20 protein-coding genes are annotated in these 20897 nt (G+C 75.3%); 11 read left to right on the top strand and 9 right to left on the bottom strand.

Translation table 11 applies throughout. The features are described 5' to 3' along the window. Window positions 1-119 precede the first annotated feature (119 nt). From ACWIYF_RS14895 to ACWIYF_RS14885, 3 genes are read left to right on the top strand one after another with little or no spacing between them, the layout of a single operon-like run. Window positions 120-2696, top strand: a complete 2577-nt coding sequence (locus ACWIYF_RS14895) for a molybdopterin oxidoreductase family protein (RefSeq protein WP_448623604.1) — start codon at window positions 120-122, stop codon at window positions 2694-2696. Continuing rightward, window positions 2696-5227: a nitrite reductase large subunit NirB gene (nirB, locus tag ACWIYF_RS14890; protein ID WP_448623603.1), complete on the top strand. Its 2532-nt coding sequence runs from the start codon at window positions 2696-2698 to the stop codon at window positions 5225-5227. Before ACWIYF_RS14895 ends, nirB begins: the two co-directional genes overlap by 1 nt. Next, window positions 5224-5556, top strand: a complete 333-nt coding sequence (locus ACWIYF_RS14885; RefSeq protein ID WP_448623602.1) for a Rieske (2Fe-2S) protein — start codon at window positions 5224-5226, stop codon at window positions 5554-5556. Before nirB ends, ACWIYF_RS14885 begins: the two co-directional genes overlap by 4 nt. Here the strand turns inward: ACWIYF_RS14885 and ACWIYF_RS14880 are convergent. Next, window positions 5553-6530 carry a methyltransferase gene (locus ACWIYF_RS14880; protein ID WP_448623601.1) on the bottom strand — a complete coding sequence of 326 codons (978 nt, stop codon included), beginning with the start codon at window positions 6528-6530 and terminating at the stop codon, window positions 5553-5555. The genes ACWIYF_RS14885 and ACWIYF_RS14880 overlap by 4 nt on opposite strands. Window positions 6531-6571: 41 nt before the next feature. Next, complete coding sequence (locus ACWIYF_RS14875; RefSeq protein WP_448623600.1) at window positions 6572-7153, bottom strand: helix-turn-helix domain-containing protein; 582 nt, start codon at window positions 7151-7153, stop codon at window positions 6572-6574. 67 nt (window positions 7154-7220) lie between these two features. Between ACWIYF_RS14875 and ACWIYF_RS14870 the strand changes: the two genes are divergently transcribed. After that, a complete protein-coding gene (locus tag ACWIYF_RS14870) occupies window positions 7221-8810 on the top strand; it encodes an FAD-dependent oxidoreductase (RefSeq protein ID WP_448623599.1) in 1590 nt (529 codons plus the stop codon). Between the two features lie 24 nt (window positions 8811-8834). On the opposite strand, the gene ACWIYF_RS14865 is transcribed toward ACWIYF_RS14870, so the two are convergent. Next, complete coding sequence (locus tag ACWIYF_RS14865) at window positions 8835-9629, bottom strand: hypothetical protein (protein ID WP_448623598.1); 795 nt, start codon at window positions 9627-9629, stop codon at window positions 8835-8837. A 147-nt stretch (window positions 9630-9776) separates the two neighbouring features. On the opposite strand from ACWIYF_RS14865, the gene ACWIYF_RS14860 reads away from it, so the two are divergent. Further along, window positions 9777-11153 (top strand): nitrate/nitrite transporter, encoded by a 1377-nt coding sequence (locus ACWIYF_RS14860; protein ID WP_448623597.1) that lies wholly within the window; start codon window positions 9777-9779, stop codon window positions 11151-11153. 93 nt (window positions 11154-11246) lie between these two features. Beyond that, the gene (locus tag ACWIYF_RS14855) at window positions 11247-11783 is read left to right on the top strand and encodes a DinB family protein (RefSeq protein ID WP_448623596.1); all 537 of its coding nucleotides are present in this window, start codon (window positions 11247-11249) and stop codon (window positions 11781-11783) included. Here the strand turns inward: ACWIYF_RS14855 and ACWIYF_RS14850 are convergent. From ACWIYF_RS14850 to ACWIYF_RS14830, 5 genes are all read right to left on the bottom strand, one after another. After that, complete coding sequence (locus ACWIYF_RS14850; protein ID WP_448623595.1) at window positions 11765-12892, bottom strand: uroporphyrinogen-III synthase; 1128 nt, start codon at window positions 12890-12892, stop codon at window positions 11765-11767. The genes ACWIYF_RS14855 and ACWIYF_RS14850 overlap by 19 nt on opposite strands. 46 nt (window positions 12893-12938) lie before the next feature. Next, a complete protein-coding gene (locus ACWIYF_RS14845; protein ID WP_448623594.1) occupies window positions 12939-14402 on the bottom strand; it encodes a PP2C family protein-serine/threonine phosphatase in 1464 nt (487 codons plus the stop codon). After that, on the bottom strand, window positions 14402-15139 hold the full coding sequence (locus ACWIYF_RS14840) for a GAF domain-containing protein (protein ID WP_448623593.1): 738 nt from the start codon (window positions 15137-15139) through the stop codon (window positions 14402-14404). The genes ACWIYF_RS14845 and ACWIYF_RS14840 overlap by 1 nt, the downstream gene beginning before the upstream one ends. An 85-nt stretch (window positions 15140-15224) precedes the next feature. Further along, window positions 15225-15794, bottom strand: coding sequence for a uridine kinase family protein (locus ACWIYF_RS14835; RefSeq protein ID WP_448623592.1), 570 nt, complete (start codon window positions 15792-15794; stop codon window positions 15225-15227). After that, on the bottom strand, window positions 15791-16843 hold the full coding sequence (locus tag ACWIYF_RS14830) for an MBL fold metallo-hydrolase (protein WP_448623591.1): 1053 nt from the start codon (window positions 16841-16843) through the stop codon (window positions 15791-15793). Before ACWIYF_RS14830 ends, ACWIYF_RS14835 begins: the two co-directional genes overlap by 4 nt. A gap of 40 nt (window positions 16844-16883) precedes the next feature. On the opposite strand from ACWIYF_RS14830, the gene ACWIYF_RS14825 reads away from it, so the two are divergent. From ACWIYF_RS14825 to ACWIYF_RS14805, 5 genes are all read left to right on the top strand, one after another. Next, window positions 16884-17369, top strand: a complete 486-nt coding sequence (locus ACWIYF_RS14825) for a PH domain-containing protein (protein ID WP_448623590.1) — start codon at window positions 16884-16886, stop codon at window positions 17367-17369. 296 nt (window positions 17370-17665) lie between these two features. Further along, window positions 17666-18256 carry a translation initiation factor IF-3 gene (gene infC, locus ACWIYF_RS14820; protein WP_448628758.1) on the top strand — a complete coding sequence of 197 codons (591 nt, stop codon included), beginning with the start codon at window positions 17666-17668 and terminating at the stop codon, window positions 18254-18256. Window positions 18257-18401: 145 nt separating this feature from the next. Then, window positions 18402-18596, top strand: coding sequence for a 50S ribosomal protein L35 (gene rpmI / locus ACWIYF_RS14815; RefSeq protein WP_448623589.1), 195 nt, complete (start codon window positions 18402-18404; stop codon window positions 18594-18596). Window positions 18597-18628: 32 nt separating this feature from the next. After that, window positions 18629-19012, top strand: a complete 384-nt coding sequence (gene rplT, locus ACWIYF_RS14810) for a 50S ribosomal protein L20 (RefSeq protein ID WP_448623588.1) — start codon at window positions 18629-18631, stop codon at window positions 19010-19012. Between the two features lie 53 nt (window positions 19013-19065). Continuing rightward, the gene (locus ACWIYF_RS14805) at window positions 19066-19872 is read left to right on the top strand and encodes a TrmH family RNA methyltransferase (RefSeq protein WP_448623587.1); all 807 of its coding nucleotides are present in this window, start codon (window positions 19066-19068) and stop codon (window positions 19870-19872) included. Window positions 19873-19909: 37 nt separating this feature from the next. Here ACWIYF_RS14805 and ACWIYF_RS14800 read toward each other — a convergent pair whose 3' ends face one another. Further along, the gene (locus ACWIYF_RS14800; protein ID WP_448623586.1) at window positions 19910-20836 is read right to left on the bottom strand and encodes an AurF N-oxygenase family protein; all 927 of its coding nucleotides are present in this window, start codon (window positions 20834-20836) and stop codon (window positions 19910-19912) included. Between the last annotated feature and the right edge of the window lie 61 nt (window positions 20837-20897).

The raw sequence follows: 20897 nt of genomic DNA, 5'->3' as shown, positions 1-20897 counted from the left end.
TGAACAGGACCGCCGGGTTCGCGAGCGCACAGGCCGCCGTACCCGGGCGTGAGGTCCTCGGAACGCGACCTTGACGCCGAGGCAGCCGCCGGGAAACCACCACCCCGCAGTCTCGGTCCGTGCCCGCAGCCCTCCCGATGCCCTCCGCGACGCCCAGCGCGGGCACCCGCACGACCGACACCCACTGCCCCTACTGCTCGCTGCAGTGCGGCATGACGCTGACCGCGGGCGACCGCCCGGCGACCCTGGTGCCGGCCGACTTCCCGACCAACCGCGGCGGGCTGTGCTCGAAGGGCTGGTCGTCGGCCGAGCTGCTCGACCACCCCGAGCGGCTGCTGCGCCCGCTGGTCCGCGCCGTGCCGGGCGACCGCACCAGCCCGCTGGTCGAGACCACCTGGGACGACGCCCTCGACCTCGTCGTGGCCGCGATCCGGCGGACCCAGGCCGCGCACGGGCTCGATGCGGTGGGCTGCTTCGGCGGCGGCTCCCTCACCAACGAGCAGGCCTACCAGTTCGGCAAGTTCGCCCGCGTCGCGCTGCGCACCAGCGCCATCGACTACAACGGCCGGTTCTGCATGTCCTCGGCGGCCGGCGCGGCCAACCGGGCCTTCGGGCTGGACCGCGGCCTGCCGTTCCCACTGTCGGACATCGCCGAGGCCGACGTCGTCGTCCTGGTCGGCAGCAACCCCGCCGACACGATGCCGCCGGCCATGCAGTGGTTCGACGCCGGCCGGGCACGCGGCGCGCAGCACATCGTCGTGGACCCCCGGCGGACGGCGACCGCCCGCAACGCCGCCCTGCACCTTCAGCCGCTGCCCGGCACCGACCTCGCGCTGGCCAACGGGCTGCTGCACATCGCTATCGCCGAGGGCCTGGTCGACGAGGAGTACGTCGCCGCCCGCACCTCAGGGTTCGACGAGTTGAAGGCCGGCGTCGCCGCGTACTGGCCGGACCGCGTCGAGCGGCTCACCGGAGTCCCCGTCGCCGACCAGCGGCGCACCGTCTTCGCGCTCGCGCGGGCCGAGAAGGCGATCGTCCTGACCGCCCGCGGCGCCGAGCAGCACCGCTCCGGCACCGACACCGCGCAGGCGTGGATCAACCTCGCGCTCGCCCTCGGCCTGCCGGGCCGCCCCGGCAGCGGGTGGGGCACGGTCACCGGCCAGGGCAACGGGCAGGGCGGCCGCGAGCACGGGCAGAAGGCCGACCAGCTGCCCGGCTACCGCAGCCTCGCCGACCCCGCCGCCCGGGCGCACGTCGCGGCGGTGTGGGCCGTCGACCCCGACGACCTGCCGCGGCCCGGTCGCAGCGCCTTCGAGCTGCTGGACGCCCTGGGCACGCCCGGCGGCGTCCGCACCCTGCTGGTGCTGGCGAGCAACGTCGCGGTCAGCGCGCCCGACGCCCGCCGGGTGGTGCGCCGGCTGGCCGACCTCGACTTCCTCGCGGTCAGCGACTTCTTCCTCTCCGAGACCGCCGAGCTGGCCGACGTCGTCCTGCCCAGCGCCATGTGGGCGGAGGAGGACGGCACGATGACCAACCTCGAGGGCCGGGTGATCCGCCGCCGCCGCGCGCTGGACCCGCCGGAGGGCGTCCGCGACGACCTTGCACTGCTCGCCGAGCTGGCGGGGCGGCTCCAGGTGCCCGGCTTCAGCGGCGACCCCGAGACGGTGTTCACCGAGCTCCGGCGGGCCAGCGCCGGGGGAGCGGCCGACTACTCCGGCATCAGCTACCGGCGCATCGACGACGAGCGGGGCGTGTTCTGGCCCTGCCCCTCCCCGGAGCACCCCGGCACGCCCCGGCTGTTCACCGAACGGTTCGCCACCCCCGACGGCCGCGCCCGCTTCCTGCGGGTCGAGCACGTCGAGGCGCACGAGCCCACCGACGCCGACCACCCCTACGTGCTCACCACCGGTCGGGTCCTGGCCCAGTACCAGTCGGGCACCCAGACCCGCCGGTCGAAGAGCCTGCAGCTGGTCGCCCCCGTGCCCCGCGCCGAGCTGCACCCCGACCTGGCCCGCCGGCACGGCATCGGCCCGGACGACGTCGTCGAGCTCTCCACCCGCCGCGGCCGGGCCCGGTTCGCCGCCCACCTGACCGACGCGATCCGGCCGGACGTCGTCTTCGTCCCGTTCCACTGGGGCGGCGCCTCGAGCGCCAACGCCCTCACCGACGCCGGCGCGCTGGACCCCACGTCGAAGATGCCGCCCTTCAAGGTCTGCGCCGTCGCCGTCACCCGCGTCGGCCCGCCGGAGGAACGCATCCCGGCGCCGGCCGAGCAGCCCGCCCCCCGAGCCCACGAGCACCAGCCCACCCCGACACCCCGGCCCCCGTCCCGGAGGAGGACCTCCCGCGTGAAGAGCACCCCACGGTTCCTGCAAGGCGTCTACCCGCTCACCGGGGAGGGGCTGGCCAAGCCCGGACCCCTCGACGCGGCCCTGCGCTACACGGTGCCGTCCGGCGCGTCGGCCCAGGCGCTGTACTTCCGCGGCGGCAACTCCACCGCCGAGCTGGTCTACGTGCTGCTGCTGCGCGACGGCGAGCCGATGCGCTGGTTCCCGATCGGCGCCAAGGGCGACGTCCACGTGCCGCTCCGGGTGGTCGAGGACCTGCCCGGCGGAACCGTCGTCGAGCTGCACGCCGCCGCCCCCGAGGGCGTCACCGGTGAGCTCGTGGTCGACCTCGGGCTGGTGGAGGTCTGATGACGGCGATCCTCGGTGGGCGGCCGGAAGGTCTGACCACGCTGCACCTGGCCGACGACGAGACCTATCCGCGCGGCCGGCTGGTCGTCGTGGGCAACGGCATGGCCGGCGCCCGCTTCGTCGAGGAGGTGCTCGAGCGCGGCGGCGGTGAGCAGTTCCGGATCACCGTCTTCGGCGACGAGCCGCACGGCTGCTACAACCGGATCATGCTCTCGCCGGTGCTGGCGGGCGAGGAGCAGGAGGACGCGATCGTCCTCAACAGCCACGACTGGTACGCCGACAACGGCGTCGACCTGCGCGCCGGGGTGCGGGTCGAGCGGATCGACACCGCCGCCAAGTGCGTGCACGCCGACGACGGCACGGTGACCCCGTACGACCACCTCGTGCTGGCGACCGGCAGCTACTCGTTCATCCCGCCGGTCACGGGCGTGCACCGCGAGGACGGCAGCCTGCTGCCCGGCGTCTTCGGCTTCCGCACCATCGAGGACACCCGGGCGATGATCGAGGCGGCCCGGACGCACCGGCGCGCCGTCGTCGTCGGCGGCGGGCTGCTCGGGCTGGAGGCCGCCCGCGCGCTGCAGACCTACGGCATGGCGGTGGACCTGGTCGACGCCGCGCCGCACCTGATGAGCGCCCAGTGCGACGCCGACGCCGGCGCGATCATCCGGGCCGGGGTGGAGGCGCTGGGCATCACGGTGCACCTGTCCACGCTCACCGGCGAGGTGCTCGGCCCGGACCGGGTGCGCGGCGTCGTCCTGTCCGACGGCCGGCAGCTGGAGGCCGACATGCTGGTGCTGGCCGCTGGCATCCGGCCGCACACCGACGTCGCCGTCCGCTCGGGGCTGGAGGTCGAGCGGGCGATCGTCGTCGACGACCAGCTGCGCACCGACGATCCCGACGTCTACGCCATCGGCGAGTGCGCCCAGCACCGCGGCACGGTCTACGGGCTGGTCGCCCCCGCCTGGGAGCACGCGAAGGTGCTCGCCGACGTGCTCACCGGCACCGACCCGACGGCCGAGTACCACGGCAGCCGGCTGGCGACCAAGCTGAAGGTGGCCGGCGTCGACGTCGCCACCATGGGGGTCAAGGCGCCCGAGCGTCCGGACGACGAGGTGCTGGTCATCTCCGAGCCCAGGCGCGGCGTGCACTGCTCGGTGGTGATCCGCGACGACCGGCTGGTGGGCGCGACGCTGATCGGCGACACCCGCAAGGTCGCCTACCTGACCCAGGCCTTCGATCGCGGCTCGCCGCTGCCGGAGGAGCGGATCCGGCTGCTGGTCGACCTCTCCGACGGGGCGGCCGAGGTGGGTGTCGCCGAGATGCCCATGGACTCGCAGGTCTGCAACTGCAACGGCGTCTCCAAGGGCGCGATCTGCGGCGCGGTGACGGACGGCTGCGGCAGCGTCGGCGCCGTCATGGACCGCACCCGCGCCGGCAAGGGCTGCGGCTCCTGCAAGTCGCTGGTCACGCAGATCGTCGAGTGGGCCGCCGACGGCGACCTCGCCGAGGACGAGTCGGCCTCCTGGTACGTGCCGGGCATCCCGCTGGCCAAGCCGGCGCTGATGGCCGCGATCCGCTCCCAGGGCCTCAGGTCGGTCTCCGCCGTCTTCGCCGCGCTGGGCCCGGGCGGCGCCGAGGACGCGAAGTCGAAGATGGCGCTGACCTCGCTGCTGCGGATGATCTGGGGCAGCGAGTACGTCCAGGAGAACGACGCGAAGTTCATCAACGACCGCGTGCACGCCAACATCCAGCGCGACGGCACGTTCTCCGTCGTCCCGCAGATGAAGGGCGGGGTGACCACCCCGGCCCAGCTGCGCCGGATCGCCGACGTCGCCGAGAAGTACGAGGTGCCGATGGTGAAGCTCACCGGCGGCCAGCGGATCGACCTGCTCGGCGTCCGCAAGGAGGACCTGCCGGCCATGTGGGCCGACCTCGGCATGCCGTCGGGCTACGCGTACGGCAAGAGCTTCCGCACGGTGAAGACCTGCGTGGGATCGGACTTCTGCCGGTTCGGCCTCGGGGACTCCACCGCGCTCGGCATCGCGCTGGAGAGCCGGTTCCAGGGCATCGAGAGCCCGGCCAAGCTCAAACTCGCCGTCGTCGGCTGCCCGCGCAACTGCGCCGAGGCCTACGTCAAGGACGTCGGCGTCGTCGCCGTCGGCAACGGGAAGTGGGAGGTGTACGTCGGCGGCGCGGCCGGCGCGACGGTCCGCAAGGGCGACCTGCTGGCCACCGTCGACTCGCCGGAGGCAGTGCTGGAGCTGACCGGCCGGTTCCTCCAGTACTACCGGGAGAACGCCAACTGGCTCGAGCGCACCTACGACTTCGTGCCGCGGATCGGGCTCGATCGCCTGAGGCACGTCCTCGTCGAGGACGGCGAGGGCATCGTGGCCGACCTCGACGCGGGCATCCAGCGCTCGATCGACGCCTACACCGACCCGTGGGCGTCGGAGGGACGCGAACCCGTGACGCCCGGGCAGTTCCGGACCGCGCTGCCGCTGCTCGACCTGCCGAAGGTGCCGGTCCGATGAGCCTGCTCGAGCAGAAGGCCGCCGCCGTCCGCGCGTGGACCGTCGGCCGGGTGGACGACGTCCCGCCGGGGGAGGGGCGGACCTTCGTCGCCGGGGACACCCAGGTCGCCGTCTTCAGGCTGCGCGACGGGTCGCTGCACGCGACGCAGGCGGTCTGCCCGCACGCCGGCGGCCCGCTGGCCGACGGGCAGACCGACGCCGACGTGCTGGTCTGCCCGCTGCACCTCTACGCCTACCGGTGGACCGACGGCACGTCGCCGAGCGCCGACTTCGCGATCCGCGTCTACCCGGTGCGCGACGTCGACGGCTCGATCGTGGTCGACCTCTAGGACGGGCGGGCCTCGAGCACGTGCACGCCGGCGGGTGTGGGCACGTCGGAGGCGAGGGCGAGACCGGCCGTCTCGAACAGGCCGGCGAACTCGGCGGCGGTGCGCTCGCGGCCGTGCAGCAGCACCAGCATGTTCAGGTCCATGCGCACCGCCGCCGGGTCGTCGACGGCGCGTTCGGGCAGCACCGCCTCGACGACGAGCAGCACCGAGTCGGGGCGCATGGCCGCCCGGCAGGTCCGCAGCACACGCACGGCGGCGTCGTCGTCCCAGTCGTGCAGGACGCGCGAGAGCAGGTAGGCGTCCGCGCCCTCCGGGACGGCGGTGAAGAAGTCGCCGCCGGCCGACGGCAGGTCGGGGGAGCGGGCGACCACGTCCGGCTGGTCGAAGAGCAGGACGTCGGCGTGGGGCGCCTTCGCGCGGACCGCGCGCAGCAGCGTGCCGGCGCCGCCGCCGACGTCGACGACCGACGCGAAGCCGGACGGGTCGTAGGCGGTGACGACGGCGTCGGCCTCGCGAGCCGAGCGGTCGGCCATCGACGCCTGGAATGCGGCCAGCCGCTCCGGTGCGGCGGCGAGGAAGTCGAAGAACGCCTGCCCGTGCACGATCTCGAACGGCGTGCCGCCGGAGCGGACGGCGTCCGCCAGTCCGGCGACGGCGCCGTAGTACAGCTGCCCGCGCGCCGTCACCGCGCCCCGCAACGAGCCGGGCACGCCGGCCCGCAGCAGGTCACCGGTCGCCGTCAGGGCGAACCGGCCGTCGGGAAGCTCGTCGAGCACCTCCTCGGCGGCGAGCCCGCGCAGCACCCGGCGCAGGCGGCCCGGGTCCGCGCCGAGCTCACGGGCCAGGTCCTCCGGAGCCCGCGGGCCGCCGGCCAGCGCCTCGGGCACGCCGAGCGCGACCGCGACGTGTAGCAGCTGGGTGATCAGGTATCCGTCGGCCAGCCGGGCCAGCCGCGCGGCGGCGGTGCCGGACACGGCGCGATGCTGGCACGGTGCCCGGCCCCCGACAACGGACTTCAGGGACCCTTCGGGCGCGCGCGGACGTGCAGGCGCTCGCCCTGGGGACCGAACAGGCCGAGCACCTCGGCCGGCTCGTCGAACGGGTTGCCGAGCCAGTGCGGGGTGCGGGTGTCGAACTCGGCCACCTCGCCGGGGGACAGGACGACGTCGTGCTCGCCGAGCAGCACCCGCATCCGCCCGGCCAGCACGTAGAGCCAGTCGTAGCCCTCGTGCACCTTCAGCTGCGGCTCGCCGGGCGGCGTCCGCGGCGGGTAGACCATCTTGAACGCCTGGATGCCGCCCGGCCGGCGGGTCAGCGGGACCACGGTCGTGCCGTGGTGCGCGGTCCGCGGCCGCAGGTGCACCCGCGGATCGCCGGTCGGCGGCGCGTCGACCAGCTCGTCGAGCGGTACCTGGTGTGCGCGGGCCAGCGGCAGCAGCAGCTCCAGCGTGGGACGGCGATCGCCGGACTCCAGCCGCGACAGGGTGCTCACCGAGATGCCGGTGGCGGCCGACAGCTGGGTGAGGGTGTCGCCGCGCTGCCGGCGCAACGCCCGCAGCCGCGGGCCGATCCCGGTGAGCACGTCCTCGAAGTCCACGCCGTCAGTTTGCCGTTCCGGCAAAGAAGTTTGTCAAGGCGACGTTCCTCGGCCCAAGGTGCTCTGCATGCGGAGCGACGAGTACGACGTGGTTGTGGTCGGTGGCGGTGCCGCCGGGCTGAGCGGCGCGCTGACCCTGGCCCGGGCGGGCCGGTCGGTGCTGGTGGTGGACGACGGGCGGCCGCGCAACGCGCCCGCCGGGCACGTGCACAACTACCTCGGCCGGGAGGGCACCCCACCGGCCGAGCTGTATGCGATCGGCCGCGCCGAGGTCGCCGGCTACGGCGGCGAGATCGTCGACGGGCGGGTGAGCGCAGCGCGCCGGGACGGCGACGGCTTCGTCGTCACGCTCGACTCCGGCGAGGTCCGCGCCCGCCGGCTGCTGGTCACGACCGGGCTGGTCGACGAGCTGCCCGACGTCCCCGGCGTCGCCGAGCAGTGGGGCCGCGGCGTGCTGCACTGCCCGTTCTGCCACGGCGCCGAGGTGCGCGACCGGCCGATCGGCATCCTCGGCACGAACCCCTTCGCCGTGCACCAGGCGTTGCTGTGGCGGCAGTGGAGCACCGACGTCGTCCTGTTCCGGCACACCTCTCCCGAGCCCACGGACGAGGAGCGCGAGCAGCTCGCCGCCCGGGGGATCACGCTGGTCGAGAGCGCGGTCGACGAGCTGGTCACCGACGGCGACCGGCTCACCGGCGTGCGCCTGGCCGACGGCACGGTGGTGGAGCGCGAGGCCGTCGTCGTCTCCCCGCGGTTCACCGCGCGGGCCGAGCTGCTGACCGCGCTCGGGCTCGAGCCGGAGGAGCGGCTGCGCGACGGCGTCCCGTTCGCCAGCGCCGTCCCCGCCGGGCCGACCGGTGCGACCGCCGTCCCCGGGGTGTGGGTCGCCGGCAACGTGGCCGACCCGACCGCGCAGGTGATCGTGGGGGCGGCCGCCGGCCTCATGGCCGCCGGCCACCTCACCGCGGACCTGGTCGAGGAGGACACCCGCCGCGCGGTGGCCGCCCACCGGCACGCCACCGAGGTGCACGACCGCGCCTGGTGGGACGAGCGCTACCGCTCGGCGTCGGGGCTGTGGAGCGGCCGGCCCAACGACGTGCTGGTCGCCGAGGCGGCCGATCTGCCACCGGGCCGGGCGCTCGACGCCGGCGCCGGCGAGGGCGGTGACGCACTGTGGCTGGCCGAGCGCGGCTGGCGGGTGACCGCCGTCGACCTGTCCGAGGTCGCGCTCGAGCGCGGTGCGCGAGCGGCCGAGGAGCGCGGGCTCGGCGACCGGGTGGAGTGGCGGCAGGCCGACCTCGCCGAGGAGCCGCCGGAGGCCGCGGCCTACGACCTGGTCACCAGCGCGTTCCTGCACCCGCCGGCCGACGTGCGGGAGAAGGTGATCGCCGGGCTCGCCGCCGCCGTCGCACCGGGCGGCACCCTGCTCGTCGTCAACCACGACCCGAGCGACCTGGCCCTCGGCATCCGGCAGGACGCACGTCCCGAGTACTTCGCCTCGGCGGAGGAGCTCGCCGCGCTGCTGGACCCGGCCGAGTGGGACATCGAGGTCGCCGAGGCCCGGCCGCGCGCGGCTCGCGGCCACGAGCAGCACGGCCACGAGGGGCACGTGCACGCGGTCGCCGACGCCGTCCTTCGCGCCCGCCGCCGTCCCTAGCGGGCTTTCGGTACCGAAAGCCCGTCAGGAGCGGGGGAGACCGAGGTCGGCGAGGGCCTCGGCGACGGCGTCGTCGCGGACGAAGTCCAGCGCGAGCAGCCGGTGCACCAGCACCCCGCGCCGGGTGAGCCGCAGGTCGGCGGCGCGCAGCCGGGGCAGCGCCGCGCCGCCCGGGCGCGGGGCCGCGGGCGGCGGGTCGAGCAGGCCGGCGCGCTGCAGGTCGGCGAGGTCTTCCCGGGCACCCCAGGCCGTCCACGCCCGCGGGTCGTCCTCGAGCGGGGTCATGGGCAGCGGCACCCGATCGCGGCGGCCGACGCCGGCCAGCAGGGCCAGCTGCCGCCAGCCCAGCTGCTCGACGGTGCGCAGCGCGCGCGTCACGAGCCCGGCGTCGAGGTCGGCGGAGACGGCCGCCTCGGCGAGCAGGTAGCCCAGGTGCCGCACCCGGCGCTCGTCGGTCGACCGGCGGGCCGCGGCGACGACCGCCTCGACCACCTGCCCGGCGGCCGCGCGCACCGCACCGCGGCCGGCGAAGAAGGGATCGCCGCGCAGCTGCCGGCCGGCGCGGGCCAGCGTGACCGAGTGCTCGACGGCGAAGGCGAGGACGGCGCCGGCGCGCACCCGCTCGCGGGGCACCGGCACGGCGGCCGCCTCGTCCGCCGCGGCGCGCAGGCACGCCGCGAGCCGGGCGTCGACCTGCACCGCGCCCGAGCCGGGCGCGAAGACGAGCGTCGCCGCGGCGCCGGTCATCGATCCGGCCACGGGGCTGCCGGACTCGATGAGGGCGCGCCCGGGCGCCGGTTCGTCCACGGGGAGGGTCACGGCGATGATCTTCCCCGGCCGCCCGACCGGCGCGCACCCCGGACGCGGACCGCCTCACCACACCGGGGCAGGCGCGGTGAGCGAAACGGAACACGGCTCGTCCCGCGCGGCAACGGGAGGGGAACCCGGGCCCGACATCGTCGGCGCATGGCCGCCCCGACCCGCCCGTCGCCGTCCGCCCTCGTCGCCCCTGCGCCGTCCCGATCGCACTGGATCGAGGACTGGCGACCGGAGGAGCCCGCCTTCTGGGCGTCCACCGGCAAGCGGATCGCCCGGCGGAACCTGTTCTTCTCCGTCTTCTCCGAGCACGTCGGCTTCTCGATCTGGAGCCTGTGGTCGGTGCTGGTGCTCTTCCTGCCCGAGCCGGTGTTCGGCATCGACCCCGCCGGGAAGTTCCTGCTGACGACGCTGCCGACGGCGCTCGGCGCGTTCGTCCGGCTGCCGTACACCTTCGCCGTCGCGAAGTTCGGCGGCCGCAACTGGACGATCGTCAGCGCCGCGCTGCTGCTGGTGCCGACCGTCGCGACCGCGCTCGTGCTCGAGCCCGGCGTCGACTACGGCACGCTGCTGCTCGTCTCGTGCCTGGCCGGCGTCGGCGGCGGCAACTTCGCCAGCTCGATGGCCAACATCAACGCCTTCTACCCGGACCGGCTCAAGGGCTGGGCGCTCGGCCTCAACGCCGGCGGCGGCAACCTCGGCGTCCCGGTGGTGCAACTGGTCGGGCTGCTCGTGCTGGCCACCGCCGGCGCCGGGCACCCGCGGCTGATCCTCTGGGTCTACATCCCGCTGATCGTCGTGGCCGCCGTCGGCGCGGCGCTGCTCATGGACAACCTGGCGACGGCGCGCAACCAGCCGCGGGCGATGCGCCAGGCGGCCCGCGAGCCGCACACCTGGATCATGGCGTTCCTCTACATCGGCACGTTCGGCTCGTTCATCGGCTTCGGGTTCGCCTTCGGCCAGGTGCTGCAGAACCAGTTCACCGCCGACTTCGCCACCCCGCTGGCCGCGGCGTCGCTGACCTGGCTCGGGCCGCTGCTCGGGTCGCTGATCCGCCCGCTCGGCGGCTCGCTGGCCGACCGGTTCGGCGGCGCGCGCATCACCGTCGTGACGTTCTTCGCGATGGCCGCCGGTGCGGCGATCGTGTTCTCGGCCAGCCAGGTGGGCTCGCTGCCGCTGTTCGTCGTCGGCTTCGTGCTGCTGTTCGTGCTCAGCGGCATCGGCAACGGCTCGACCTACAAGATGATCCCGGCGATCTTCCGGTCGCAGGCGCTGCAGCAGGTCGCCGAGGGCGGGGACGCCGAGGCCGCCGAGCGGCGGGCGCTGCGCATGTCCGGGGCGCTCATCGGCATCGCGGGCGCGGTGGGGGCGTTCGGCGGCGTGCTGGTCAACCTCGCGTTCCGGCAGTCGTTCCTCACCACGGGCAGCGGGGACGCCGCCTACCTCGCGTTCATCGCCTTCTACGCCGTCTGCGTCGTCGTCACCTGGGTCGTCTACCTCCGCCCCGGCGCCGCCCACCGCGTCTGACTTGCGGACGAGATCGGCGTTCTCACCCCCTTCGGGCTTCTGAAGTGGGCGAGAACGCCGATCTCGTCGAAGGTGGCCGCTACCGTCCGCGGCATGAGCGATCGAGCGGTGCTGCCCCTCCTGCTCGGCGGCTGGGACGACGCGTGGGGACGCCTCGACCGGCGGCTCGACGGCCTGACCGACGACGAGTACCTGTGGGAGCCGGTCGCCGGGGCGTGGACGGTGCGGCGCACCGACGCCGGCTGGCGAGCCGACCGCGTCCACCCCGACCCGGACCCCGCGCCGGTGACGACCATCGCCTGGCGGATCTGGCACCTCGCCTCCGACGCCCTCGCGAGCTACCTCGACCGCTCGCCGGCCGGCCGCCCGCTGGCGGTCACCGGCACCGACTGGCACCCCGACGCCGGGACGGCGCTGCGCGACCTGCGCACCGCGGCCGCGGCGTTCCGCGACCACGCGGTGGCGCTGGGGGAGGACGGCATCTGGCAGCCGCTCGGCCCGGCATGGGGTCCTTACGCCGAGGCCAGCTGGGCCGCCCTCGTGGTGCACGCCTTCGACGAGCTGGCGCACCACGGCGCCGAGATCGCGCTGCTGCGCGACCTCTACCGGGCTCAGGCGGCCAGCCGGTAACCGCGCTTGACGACGGTCTGCACCAGCGGCACGCCGAGCGCCGCCCGCAGCCGGGTCACCGCCATCTCCACGGCGTGCGCGTCCCCGCCGCCCGGCAGGCCGGCGGTGAGCGCCGGGCGGGCGACCACCGCACCCGGCCGCTCGGCCAGCGCCCGCAGCACGGACAGCGGCCCCGGGGCCAGCTCCACCAGCCGGCCGTCGACGACGGCGGCGTGCCCGCGCACCTGCAGGGTGTGCCCGGCGACGTCGAGCACCGGGTCGCGCTCGGGCAGCCGGGCCACGACCTCGCGGGCCAGCGCACCCAGCCGGGCCCGCTCGGGCTGCCAGGTCGGCACGCCGGCGGCGGTCAGCGGCCCGGCCGTGACCGCCCCGACGGCGATGGCCCGCACCCGCCCCTGCAGGGCCGCGACGAGCTCCTCGTGCCGCCCGAGGTCGCCGGCCACCTGCAGCAGCGACGCCGCGGCCGGCGCGCTGGTGAAGGTCACCGCGTCCACGGAGCCGGCCACCACCGAGGCGACCAGCCGCTGTACCGGGGCGACGTCCTCCGGCAGCACCCAGCGGTAGACCGGCACGGTCAGCACGTCCGCGCCGGCGGCGCGCAGCTCCTCGACGAAGTCGGGCAGCGGGTCGCCGTGCAGCTGGACGGCGATCCTCCGTCCGGCCAGCGGGCCCTCGGCGCCGGAGAGCAGGTGCTCGAGCACCTCGGCCGAGGACTCCGACTCCGGCGACCAGGCGTCGACCAGCCCGCCGCCGCGGATCGCGCCGCGCGCCTTGGGACCGCGGGCCAGCACCCGCGCCGAGCGCAGGTGCTCCACCAGCGGCAGGTCCCACGCGTCGGCGGCCTCCAGCCAGCCGCGGAACCCCACGCCGGTCGTGGCCACGACCAGGTCGACCGGCTCGGCGAGCACCGCCCGGGTCGCCGCGACCAGCTCGGAGTCGTCGGCCAGCGGCACGATCCGGATCGCCGGGGCGTAGACGACGCGGGCACCGCGCCGGTCGAGCAGCGCGCCGAGCTCCTCCTTGCGGCGGGCCGCGGTCACCGCGACCGTGTACCCGGCCAGGGGCAGGAGGGCGTCGGGGTCGGCGTCCGGCGGGGCGGGCGAAGGCACGTGCCCATGGTGCGGTGCCCGCGTTGCGGGAATGTGTCGCGCCTGGTCAGCCCATGCGGCTGTGCCGCCACGACGCCAGCAGGATGCTGGCGTCGTCCTGGAGGACACCGTTCTGGTGCGCCAGGACGGCGTGCATCAGCCGGCGCACCGTCTCTGGCGGCGGGTGCCCGGCGGCGAGCGCGCGGCGCAGGAGGTCGACCAGGCGCTCCTCGCCGAACAGGACGCCGGAGGGATCCCGGGCCTCGGTGACCCCGTCGGTGTGCAGTGCCAGCCAGTCGCCCGGCTGCAGCATCTCCTCGGCGACGGCCAGCCCCGCGGCCTCGAGGCCGAACGGCAGCCGGCGCCCGCCGCCCAGGGCCTTGACCACCTTGCCGGCGCGCAGCAGCTGCGGCGGCGGATGGCCTGCGCAGACGTAGCGCAGCCGGCCGGAGGCGACGTCCAGCTCCGCCAGGACGCCGGTGACGAAGGCGCTCTCGCGGAAGGACCCGGCGACGACGTCGTCGATCGCCCGCACCTGGTCGAACAGGCTGCGCCCGTCCCGGCGCGCACTGCGGTAGCCCGCGAGCGCCGCGGCGGCCATGAGCCCGGCCGACAGGCCGTGCCCCATCGCGTCGAAGATCGCCAGCGACACCAGCTCCTCGGACAGCGCGTAGTCGAAGGCATCGCCGCCGGCGTCGTAGCTGGGCTCGATCTTCCCGGAGATGACGAAGGCGCCCGTCGAGGCGGTCAGCGGCGGCAGCTGCTGCCAGATCAGCTCGGCGGACGGCGAGCGCGGCAGCTCCCGACGGGCCCGCTCCAGCTCGTCGCCGTAGGGGCTCATGGAGGCGACGAGGTGGCCGAGCAGCGCCGCCAGCCACGTGCAGTGCTCCCGCAGCATCGGGTCGTAGAGGTCGCCGGGGGAGCGCAGGCCCACCTCCAGGACACCCAGCCGCTCGGTGCCGTCGACCACCGGCACCCACAGGCGCGGACGGCCCTCGTCCTCGGACGGGAGGATCCGCCCCGTCTGGAACACCCGGCCCGGCAGCGTGCCGTCCACGGCCAGCGCGGGGAACTCGCCGCGCCGGGCGGCGGGCACGCAGTGCAGCCGGCGCTGGTCGTGGTCGACCAGGCGGAGGGTGAGGTCGACGTCCATCGCCCGGCCGGCGGTCGCCGCGATCGCGGCCAGCCGCTCCGGCGGCGCGGTGTGGGCGGTCTCCAGCAGCTGCACCATGGCCGCGAAGGGGCCGGTGGCCGGACGCCGCTGGCGGATCGCGTGGCTGTACGGCACCCGCCCCTGCCAGCGCAGCTCGTCGAGCCGCTCGTTGACCGCGTGCGCCAGCATGTCCCGGTCCATCGGCGGCAACGTCGTCAGCCCGCTCAGGTAGGCGTCGACGTCGACCAGGTCGAAGTCGCCGCCGAGCGCGAAGTACCGGGTCCACAGCTGCTCGAGGGTCAGGTCGGCGTTCCGGTAGCCCTCTTCCAGCGCCGTCCGCTGCTTCTCCTCCGGGGACGGCGCCCCCGGGCGGGACATCACCGGCGCCGACGGACGGCGGAGTCGACGACGGCGCGCGCCGCGTCGCGCAGCAGGACGACGTCGTGGGTCGCGCGCGCGAGCAGCATCGCGACGGCGCCGTCCTCGTCGACGCCGTGCCGGGCCATGAGGACGCCCTTGGCGATGCTGACGACGTCGCGCGCCCGGAAGGCCTGGCGCAGCTCCGCGGTGAACCGCTGCGCCCGCTCGTAGGACTGCACGTTGGCGACCAGGATCGCCGCCTGCGCCGAGAAGAGGGTGAGCAGGTGCTCGGCGTGGGGATCGAAGGCCGCCGGCTGCTCGGCGTACACCTTGACCGCGCCGAGCGCACGGTCGCCGGCCACCATCGGGGCGCTGAGCGAGGCGCGCAGCCCGAGAGGGGCCGCCGCCCTCCCCCAGCGGGGCCAGCGGGGATCCTCCGCGACGTCGTCCACACGGACCACCTGGCGCAGCGCGGTGGCGGCCAGGCAGGGACCCTCGTCCAGGTCGTACTGGAGGGCGTCGGCCTGCTCGGTCCGGGGATCGGTCGCCCCCGACGTCCGGCGGCCGCGCTCGTCGACGATGCTCACGCCGGCACCCGCGGAGCCCGGGACCGTCTGGACGGCGAGCGAGGTGATCAGGCCCAGCGCGGTCGCCGCCGTCTCGTGGGACAGCAGGAGGCCGGACATCCGGGCGAAGACGGCCGAGAGCTCGTCGGCCAGCGGCAAGGCGGAGTTCGAAGTCGGTTGCCGGTTCACGGCGCACCCCGGTTCCAGCACGTCGCCCGCTCCACCGTGTCATCGATGGACTGCGACTCCCTCAGCCTAGACGCCGGAGGGCAGGTCAGGTCGGCGGCGCCGGCCCGCCGTCGGTGCCGTCGACGAGGACGTCGGCCCGCTCCCGGGTGCGCTCGGCGGCGAAGTACGCGGCCTCCATCGCCTGCCAGCGCCGCCAGTGCTCGGCGTAGTGCTGCCCGTCGCGGTCCAGGCCCCTAGCGAGGCGCAGCGCCTGCGGGGCCTCCACCCAGACGCGGAGGGTGGTGAACGGGTCCAGCGCGGCCGCGCACGAGCCGCAGCCCTCGACGACCAGCACCTCCGGCACCGGCACGGCGGTCAGAGTCGCGGCGAACCGGCCGGCCGCCCAGTCGAAGCGGTGGTAGCCGCCGGGCCGGCCGTCGGCGAGCGGGCGCAGCACGCCGGCGGCCAGCCGCGCGGCGGCGCCGGTCAGCGTCCAGCCGGCGAAGAGGTCGTCCATGTGCACCAGCCCGGCGGCGGGACCGAGCACGTCGGCCAGCCGCCCGGCGAAGGTGGTCTTGCCCGCGCCGGCCGGCCCGTCGATGCAGACCAGCCGCACCGGCCCCAGCCTGGGCGGCGCGACCCGCAGCCGGTCGGCCAGGGCCGCGAGGGACGTCATCGGACGGCGGCGACCCAGGTGGGGACGGCGCCGCCGCTGGTGACCACCTGTCCCCGGCTGGCCAGCAGCCGCAGGTGGGCGTCGGTCTCGGTGACGGCGAAGATCCGCATCCGCCGCTCGTACTGCTCCCACGGCCGCGACCAGGTGAGGTGGGCGGCGAGCTGCCACGGCGTGCTGCCCGGGTGCGCCCGCACCGCGGCGAGCAGCTCGGCCAGCCGGTGCTCGTGGTGCGCGGCCAGCTGCCCGGTGCGCTCGGCCAGCCCGCGGAAGCGCCACTCGTGGGCGGGCAGCACCTCGGCCGGCTCGCCCCGCTCGGCGATCCCGGCCAGCGAGGTGAGGTAGTCGCGCAGCGGGTCGGCGAGGCCGTCGTGCGTGGTCGAGATGTTCGGGCTGATCCGCGGCAGCACGTGGTCGCCGGAGAACAGCAGGCCGGTGCGCTCCTCGGCGAAGCAGAGGTGGCCCGGCGTGTGCCCGGGGGTGTGGACGGCGCGCATCCGCCACCCCGGCAGGTCGGCCAGGTCGCCGTCCTCGAGGAGCCGGTCCGGCCGGGCCATGCCGGAGAACGGGGCGTGGTGCGCCGGCGGACCGACGTCCTCGGCCGCCTCGCCGGGATCGGCGCCGAGCGACACCAGGAAGGCCACCTCGGCGGCGACCGACGCCTCGGGGTCGCGGTGCACGGGGGACCCGATGATCCCTGCGTCCGCCGGGTGCATCGCCACCCAGGCGCCGGAGGTCTCCCGCACCCGGCCGGCCAGGCCGAGGTGGTCGAAGTGCAGGTGGGTGACGAGCACGCCGCGCACGTCGGCGACCGAGCCGCCGATCTCGGAAAGCCCTGCGGTCAGCGCCGTCCAGGCCGCGTCGCTGCCCCAGCCGGTGTCGACCAGGCCCAGCCCGCCGCCGTCGAGCCCGAGGACGTAGACGCTCACGTAGCGCAGCCCGCCGTGCGGGATCGGCACCGGGACCGACCAGAGGTCCGCGGCCAGCCGCTCGACCGGGGGTAGCGCCCGGGCCGGCCAGGCTTCGTGCTGCGCGGTTCCGGTGATCTCCACGACCGGCACTCTGCCAGCCGTCCCCGTGGCGGCTGGCAGCATGGGGGGCGTGCCGTCCGCCGTCCGCCCCGTCACGGCCGTGCCCCGCCGGATGCGGCAGATCTGCGCCGCGGTCGCGGCGGTCGTCCTGGCGGCGATGATCGTCGCCGCGCTGACGCTGCCGGAGTCCTCGGTCGGCGTGGTGCGGTTCGGCGTCGCCGACCAGGTCGCCATCGGGGGGCTGGGCGTGCTGCTCGCCGGCGGGATCCTGCTGCTGGGGTGGGCACGGGTGGACGCCGACGCGGCCGGTGTGCGCGTCCGCAACATCCTCGGCACGCACACCCTGCCGTGGACGGCGGTGCGCGCCGTCCGCCTCGAGCGGACGTCGGCGTGGGCGACGCTGGAGCTCCAGGGCGGCGAGGAGATCGCCCTCCTCGCCGTGCAGGCGGTCGACAAGGAGCGGGCGGTGGCCGCGGTCGAGGGGCTGCGGGCGCTGCTGACGGCGAGCCGGACCGGCGCCGGATCCGCGCCGGAGCACCGGGAATGACCGGGGTGGACGCGGCGCTGTAGCATGGGCGCGCCTCCCCGCTACACCGAGGCGCGCGAACCACCGGCGGCCCCCGGGCCGCTGACCAAGAGGAGCCCGCTCCCACCTGGCGTCGCCCGCGACGTCCAGGTCCCCGGATCGCGGAACCGGCGCACGCCGGTCCCGCGTCGCGCACGGGCCGTCGCCCGTGCCGTGCCGGCGAGTGGGCCCTGCGAGCACATCGCTCGCGGGGCCTTTGTCGTTCCGGCGCCCGGTCGGGCAGCGACTCCTCACCATGCAGCAGCAGAGGAGAGGCCATCACCGAGCCCCGCATCAACGACCGTATCCGCGTCCCCGAGGTCCGCCTGGTCGGACCGGACGGTGAGCAGGTCGGCATCGTGCCGATCGGCGAGGCGCTGCGCCTGGCCCAGGACTCCGAGCTCGACCTCGTCGAGGTCGCGCCCATGGCCCGGCCGCCCGTCGTCAGGCTCATGGACTACGGGAAGTTCAAGTACGAGTCCGCCCAGAAGGCCCGCGAGGCCCGGCGGAACCAGGCGCTCACCGTCATCAAGGAGATGCGGCTGCGCCTGAAGATCGACCCGCACGACTACGAGACCAAGAAGGGCCACGTCGAGCGCTTCCTCAAGAGCGGCGACAAGGTCAAGATCACCGTGATGTTCCGCGGTCGTGAGCAGTCGCGGCCCGAGATGGGCTACCGGCTGCTGCAGCGGCTGGCCGCCGACGTCGCCGAGCTCGGCGTCGTCGAGTCCAACCCGAAGCAGGACGGCCGGAACATGGTCATGGTGATCGCCCCGCACCGGAACGCCCAGGCGCAGGCCCAGCAGGGCGGCCGCCGGCAGGGGAAGGGCGAGCAGGCGGCGAGCCAGGAGCAGGCGCCCGGCGCCTGAGAAAGGACCCTCTCGCCCCCCACCGCTTACGCGCTCGCGGCGGGCCCCTGCGAGAGGGCCGCACACCGCAGCACCGAGGCGGTGCCGTGCGGCAGCTGCACGCTGCCGCCCGGTCCCGACAGACGACGAACAGGACGAAGAGGACATGCCGAAGCAGAAGACCCACAAGGGCACGGCCAAGCGCGTGCGCGTCACCGGCACGGGCAAGCTCATGCGCGAGCAGGCCAACAACCAGCACAAGTTCGAGCACAAGTCCTCGACCCGCAAGCGCCGGCTCGACCAGGACCAGGTGCTCTCGCCCGCCGACACCAAGAGCCTCAAGAAGCTGCTGGGCATCTGACCGCCCTCCCGTAACGAGAAGAAGGAGCTCACGTGGCACGCGTGAAGCGGGCGGTCAACGCCCAGAAGAAGCGCCGGACGACCCTCGAGGCCGCCAGCGGCTACCGCGGTCAGCGGTCCCGGCTCTACCGCAAGGCCAAGGAGCAGCTGCTCCACTCGGCGACCTACGCCTACCGCGACCGCAAGGTCCGCAAGGGCGACTTCCGCAAGCTGTGGATCACCCGGATCAACGCCGCGGCCCGCCAGAACGACATGACCTACAACCGGTTCATGCAGGGCCTGAAGCTGGCCGGCATCGAGCTCGACCGCCGCGTGCTCGCCGAGCTCGCGGTCAACGAGCCCGCGACGTTCGCCGCGCTGGTCGAGACCGCCCGCGCCGCCGTCGCCGCCGCGCCGGCCGGCGGTCAGGCCGCCTGAGCCGGCCGTTCGCGCAGGAAAGTCCCCCTCCGGAGCCTCGGAGGGGGACTTTCGTGCGCGAGGGGCACACGTCCGTGGAGCTGCTGACCGAGCGCTCGGCCCGCATCGTCGCCGCGCGCAAGCTGACCCGCCGCGCGGGCCGCGACGCCGCCGGGGCGTTCCTGGCCGAGGGCCGCCAGGCGGTGCGCGAGGCCCTGGCCGACCCGGCGTCCGTGCGGGAGGTCCTCGCCACGCCCGCCGCCGCCGAGGCGTCGGCCGACCTGCTGGACGGCTCACGAGTGCCGGTCCGCCTGGTCACGGACAAGGCGGCGGCCGGCCTGTCGGAGACGGTCACCCCGCAGGGCCTGGTCGCCGTCTGCGCGCTGCGCGACGTCCCCGCCGAGCAGGTCGTCGCGTCCCCGCCCCGGCTGGCGGTCGCGCTCGCCGAGGCGGGCGACCCCGGCAACGCCGGCACGGTGCTGCGGACGGCGGACGCCTGCGGCGCCGGCGCGGTGGTGTTCGGCGCCGGCTCCACCGACCCCTACGGCGGCAAGGCGGTGCGGGCCAGCGCCGGCAGCCTGTTCCACGTCGACGTCGTCCGCTCGGCCCCGCTCGAGCCGCTGGTCGGCCGGCTGCGGGACGCCGGCGTGACCGTGCTGGCCGCCGACGGCGGGGGGGAGGCGTCCCTCGACGAGCTGGGCGTCGTCCTGGCCGGGCCGGTGCTGTGGCTGTTCGGCAACGAGGCCCGCGGGGTGCCGGCCTCGCTGGCGGCCGCCGCGGACGCGCGCGTGCGGATCCCGATGCGCGGCCGGGCCGAGAGCCTCAACCTTGCCGCGGCCGCCGCGATCTGCCTCTACGCCACGCAGCTCGCCCAAGGCTGAGCCCGGGCCTTCTGTACCGAAAGCCCGGAGACGGACGCTAGAGGAGGCGCGCGCGCTTCCAGAGGCGCTCGGAGGGGCCGCCGATCAGGCCGACCTCGCGGAGGAACGACACCAGCCCGGCCGCCGCCGTCCGGAGCTTCGCGGCGTGGTGCTCGTGGGCCCGTGCCGCCGCCCGCGCCTCCCGCGGGTCGAGGCCGACGGCCGCGTAGACGCCGGGCTGGACCAGGTTGTCGACGGCGATCGCCGCCACCGACGCGACCAGCGTCCGGTGCTTGCGCCGCTGCCAGCCCGACAGCTCCGGCGTCCGTCGTGCGATCTCCTCGCGGGCGAAGCGCATGTGCCGCGCCTCCTCGACCACATGGATCCGGCTGGTGGCGCGGGTGAGCGGCTGCACCCGCTCGTCCCTCATGAGCTCACGCTGGAAGATGTCCAGGATCTCCTCGACCACGAGGATCGCCGCGTAGGCGGCCGGCCCGTCGGCCGTGGCGGCGTAGGCCCTGCCGAGCCTCAGGATGGCCGGCGGCGGCTGGTAGGACGGCGCGCCGAACGTCTGCGCCGTCCGGGCGAACATGACCGAGTGCCGGCACTCGTCGGCGATCTCGGTCAGCGCCCACTGCACGTGCGGCTGGGCCGGGTCGTCGCCGTAGATGTCGCGCAGCACGAGCTGCATGAGCAGGTGCTCGAACCAGATGCCGACGCCGGAGATCGAGCAGTACTCGTGGATGGTCAGCGTGACCCGCTGCTCCTCGGAGAGCCGGTCCCACAGCGGCGTCCCGTACAGCGTCGACCACTCCGGTGACAGGCCGTAGCGGTCGGCCGGGATCGGTGCGCTCCAGTCGATGTCGACGGCCGGGTCGTACGACTTCTTCGCCGCCGAGCCGAGCAGGCGGGCGGAGATCTCCTGCCGGTCGACGGGGCGTTTCGCCGTCGGATGGGTACCGGGCTGCGACAGGGTGGAGGTCATCGGCAGCACTCCTCGGGGGGACGACGGCAGAACCTGTAACGAAAGGTAGCTGTTACCGTGG

This window comes from Geodermatophilus sp. URMC 64 (assembly GCF_053502555.1).
The sequence above is the reverse complement of the archived record's forward strand: the minus strand, read 5'-3'. Positions and strand labels throughout refer to the sequence as shown.

What these genes read in the sequence shown, in the direction of transcription:
- ACWIYF_RS14855 (WP_448623596.1), top strand. Translation starts at nt 11,247, where the DNA reads ATGAGCGATCGAGCGGTGCTGCCCCTCCTGCTCGGCGGCTGGGACGAC.
- ACWIYF_RS14835 (WP_448623592.1), bottom strand. Translation starts at nt 15,794, where the DNA reads ATGACGTCCCTCGCGGCCCTGGCCGACCGGCTGCGGGTCGCGCCGCCC.
- ACWIYF_RS14800 (WP_448623586.1), bottom strand. Translation starts at nt 20,836, where the DNA reads ATGACCTCCACCCTGTCGCAGCCCGGTACCCATCCGACGGCGAAACGC.
- ACWIYF_RS14860 (WP_448623597.1), top strand. Translation starts at nt 9,777, where the DNA reads ATGGCCGCCCCGACCCGCCCGTCGCCGTCCGCCCTCGTCGCCCCTGCG.
- ACWIYF_RS14885 (WP_448623602.1), top strand. Translation starts at nt 5,224, where the DNA reads ATGAGCCTGCTCGAGCAGAAGGCCGCCGCCGTCCGCGCGTGGACCGTC.
- ACWIYF_RS14825 (WP_448623590.1), top strand. Translation starts at nt 16,884, where the DNA reads ATGGGGGGCGTGCCGTCCGCCGTCCGCCCCGTCACGGCCGTGCCCCGC.
- nirB (WP_448623603.1), top strand. Translation starts at nt 2,696, where the DNA reads ATGACGGCGATCCTCGGTGGGCGGCCGGAAGGTCTGACCACGCTGCAC.
- rpmI (WP_448623589.1), top strand. Translation starts at nt 18,402, where the DNA reads ATGCCGAAGCAGAAGACCCACAAGGGCACGGCCAAGCGCGTGCGCGTC.
- ACWIYF_RS14870 (WP_448623599.1), top strand. Translation starts at nt 7,221, where the DNA reads ATGCGGAGCGACGAGTACGACGTGGTTGTGGTCGGTGGCGGTGCCGCC.
- ACWIYF_RS14845 (WP_448623594.1), bottom strand. Translation starts at nt 14,402, where the DNA reads ATGTCCCGCCCGGGGGCGCCGTCCCCGGAGGAGAAGCAGCGGACGGCG.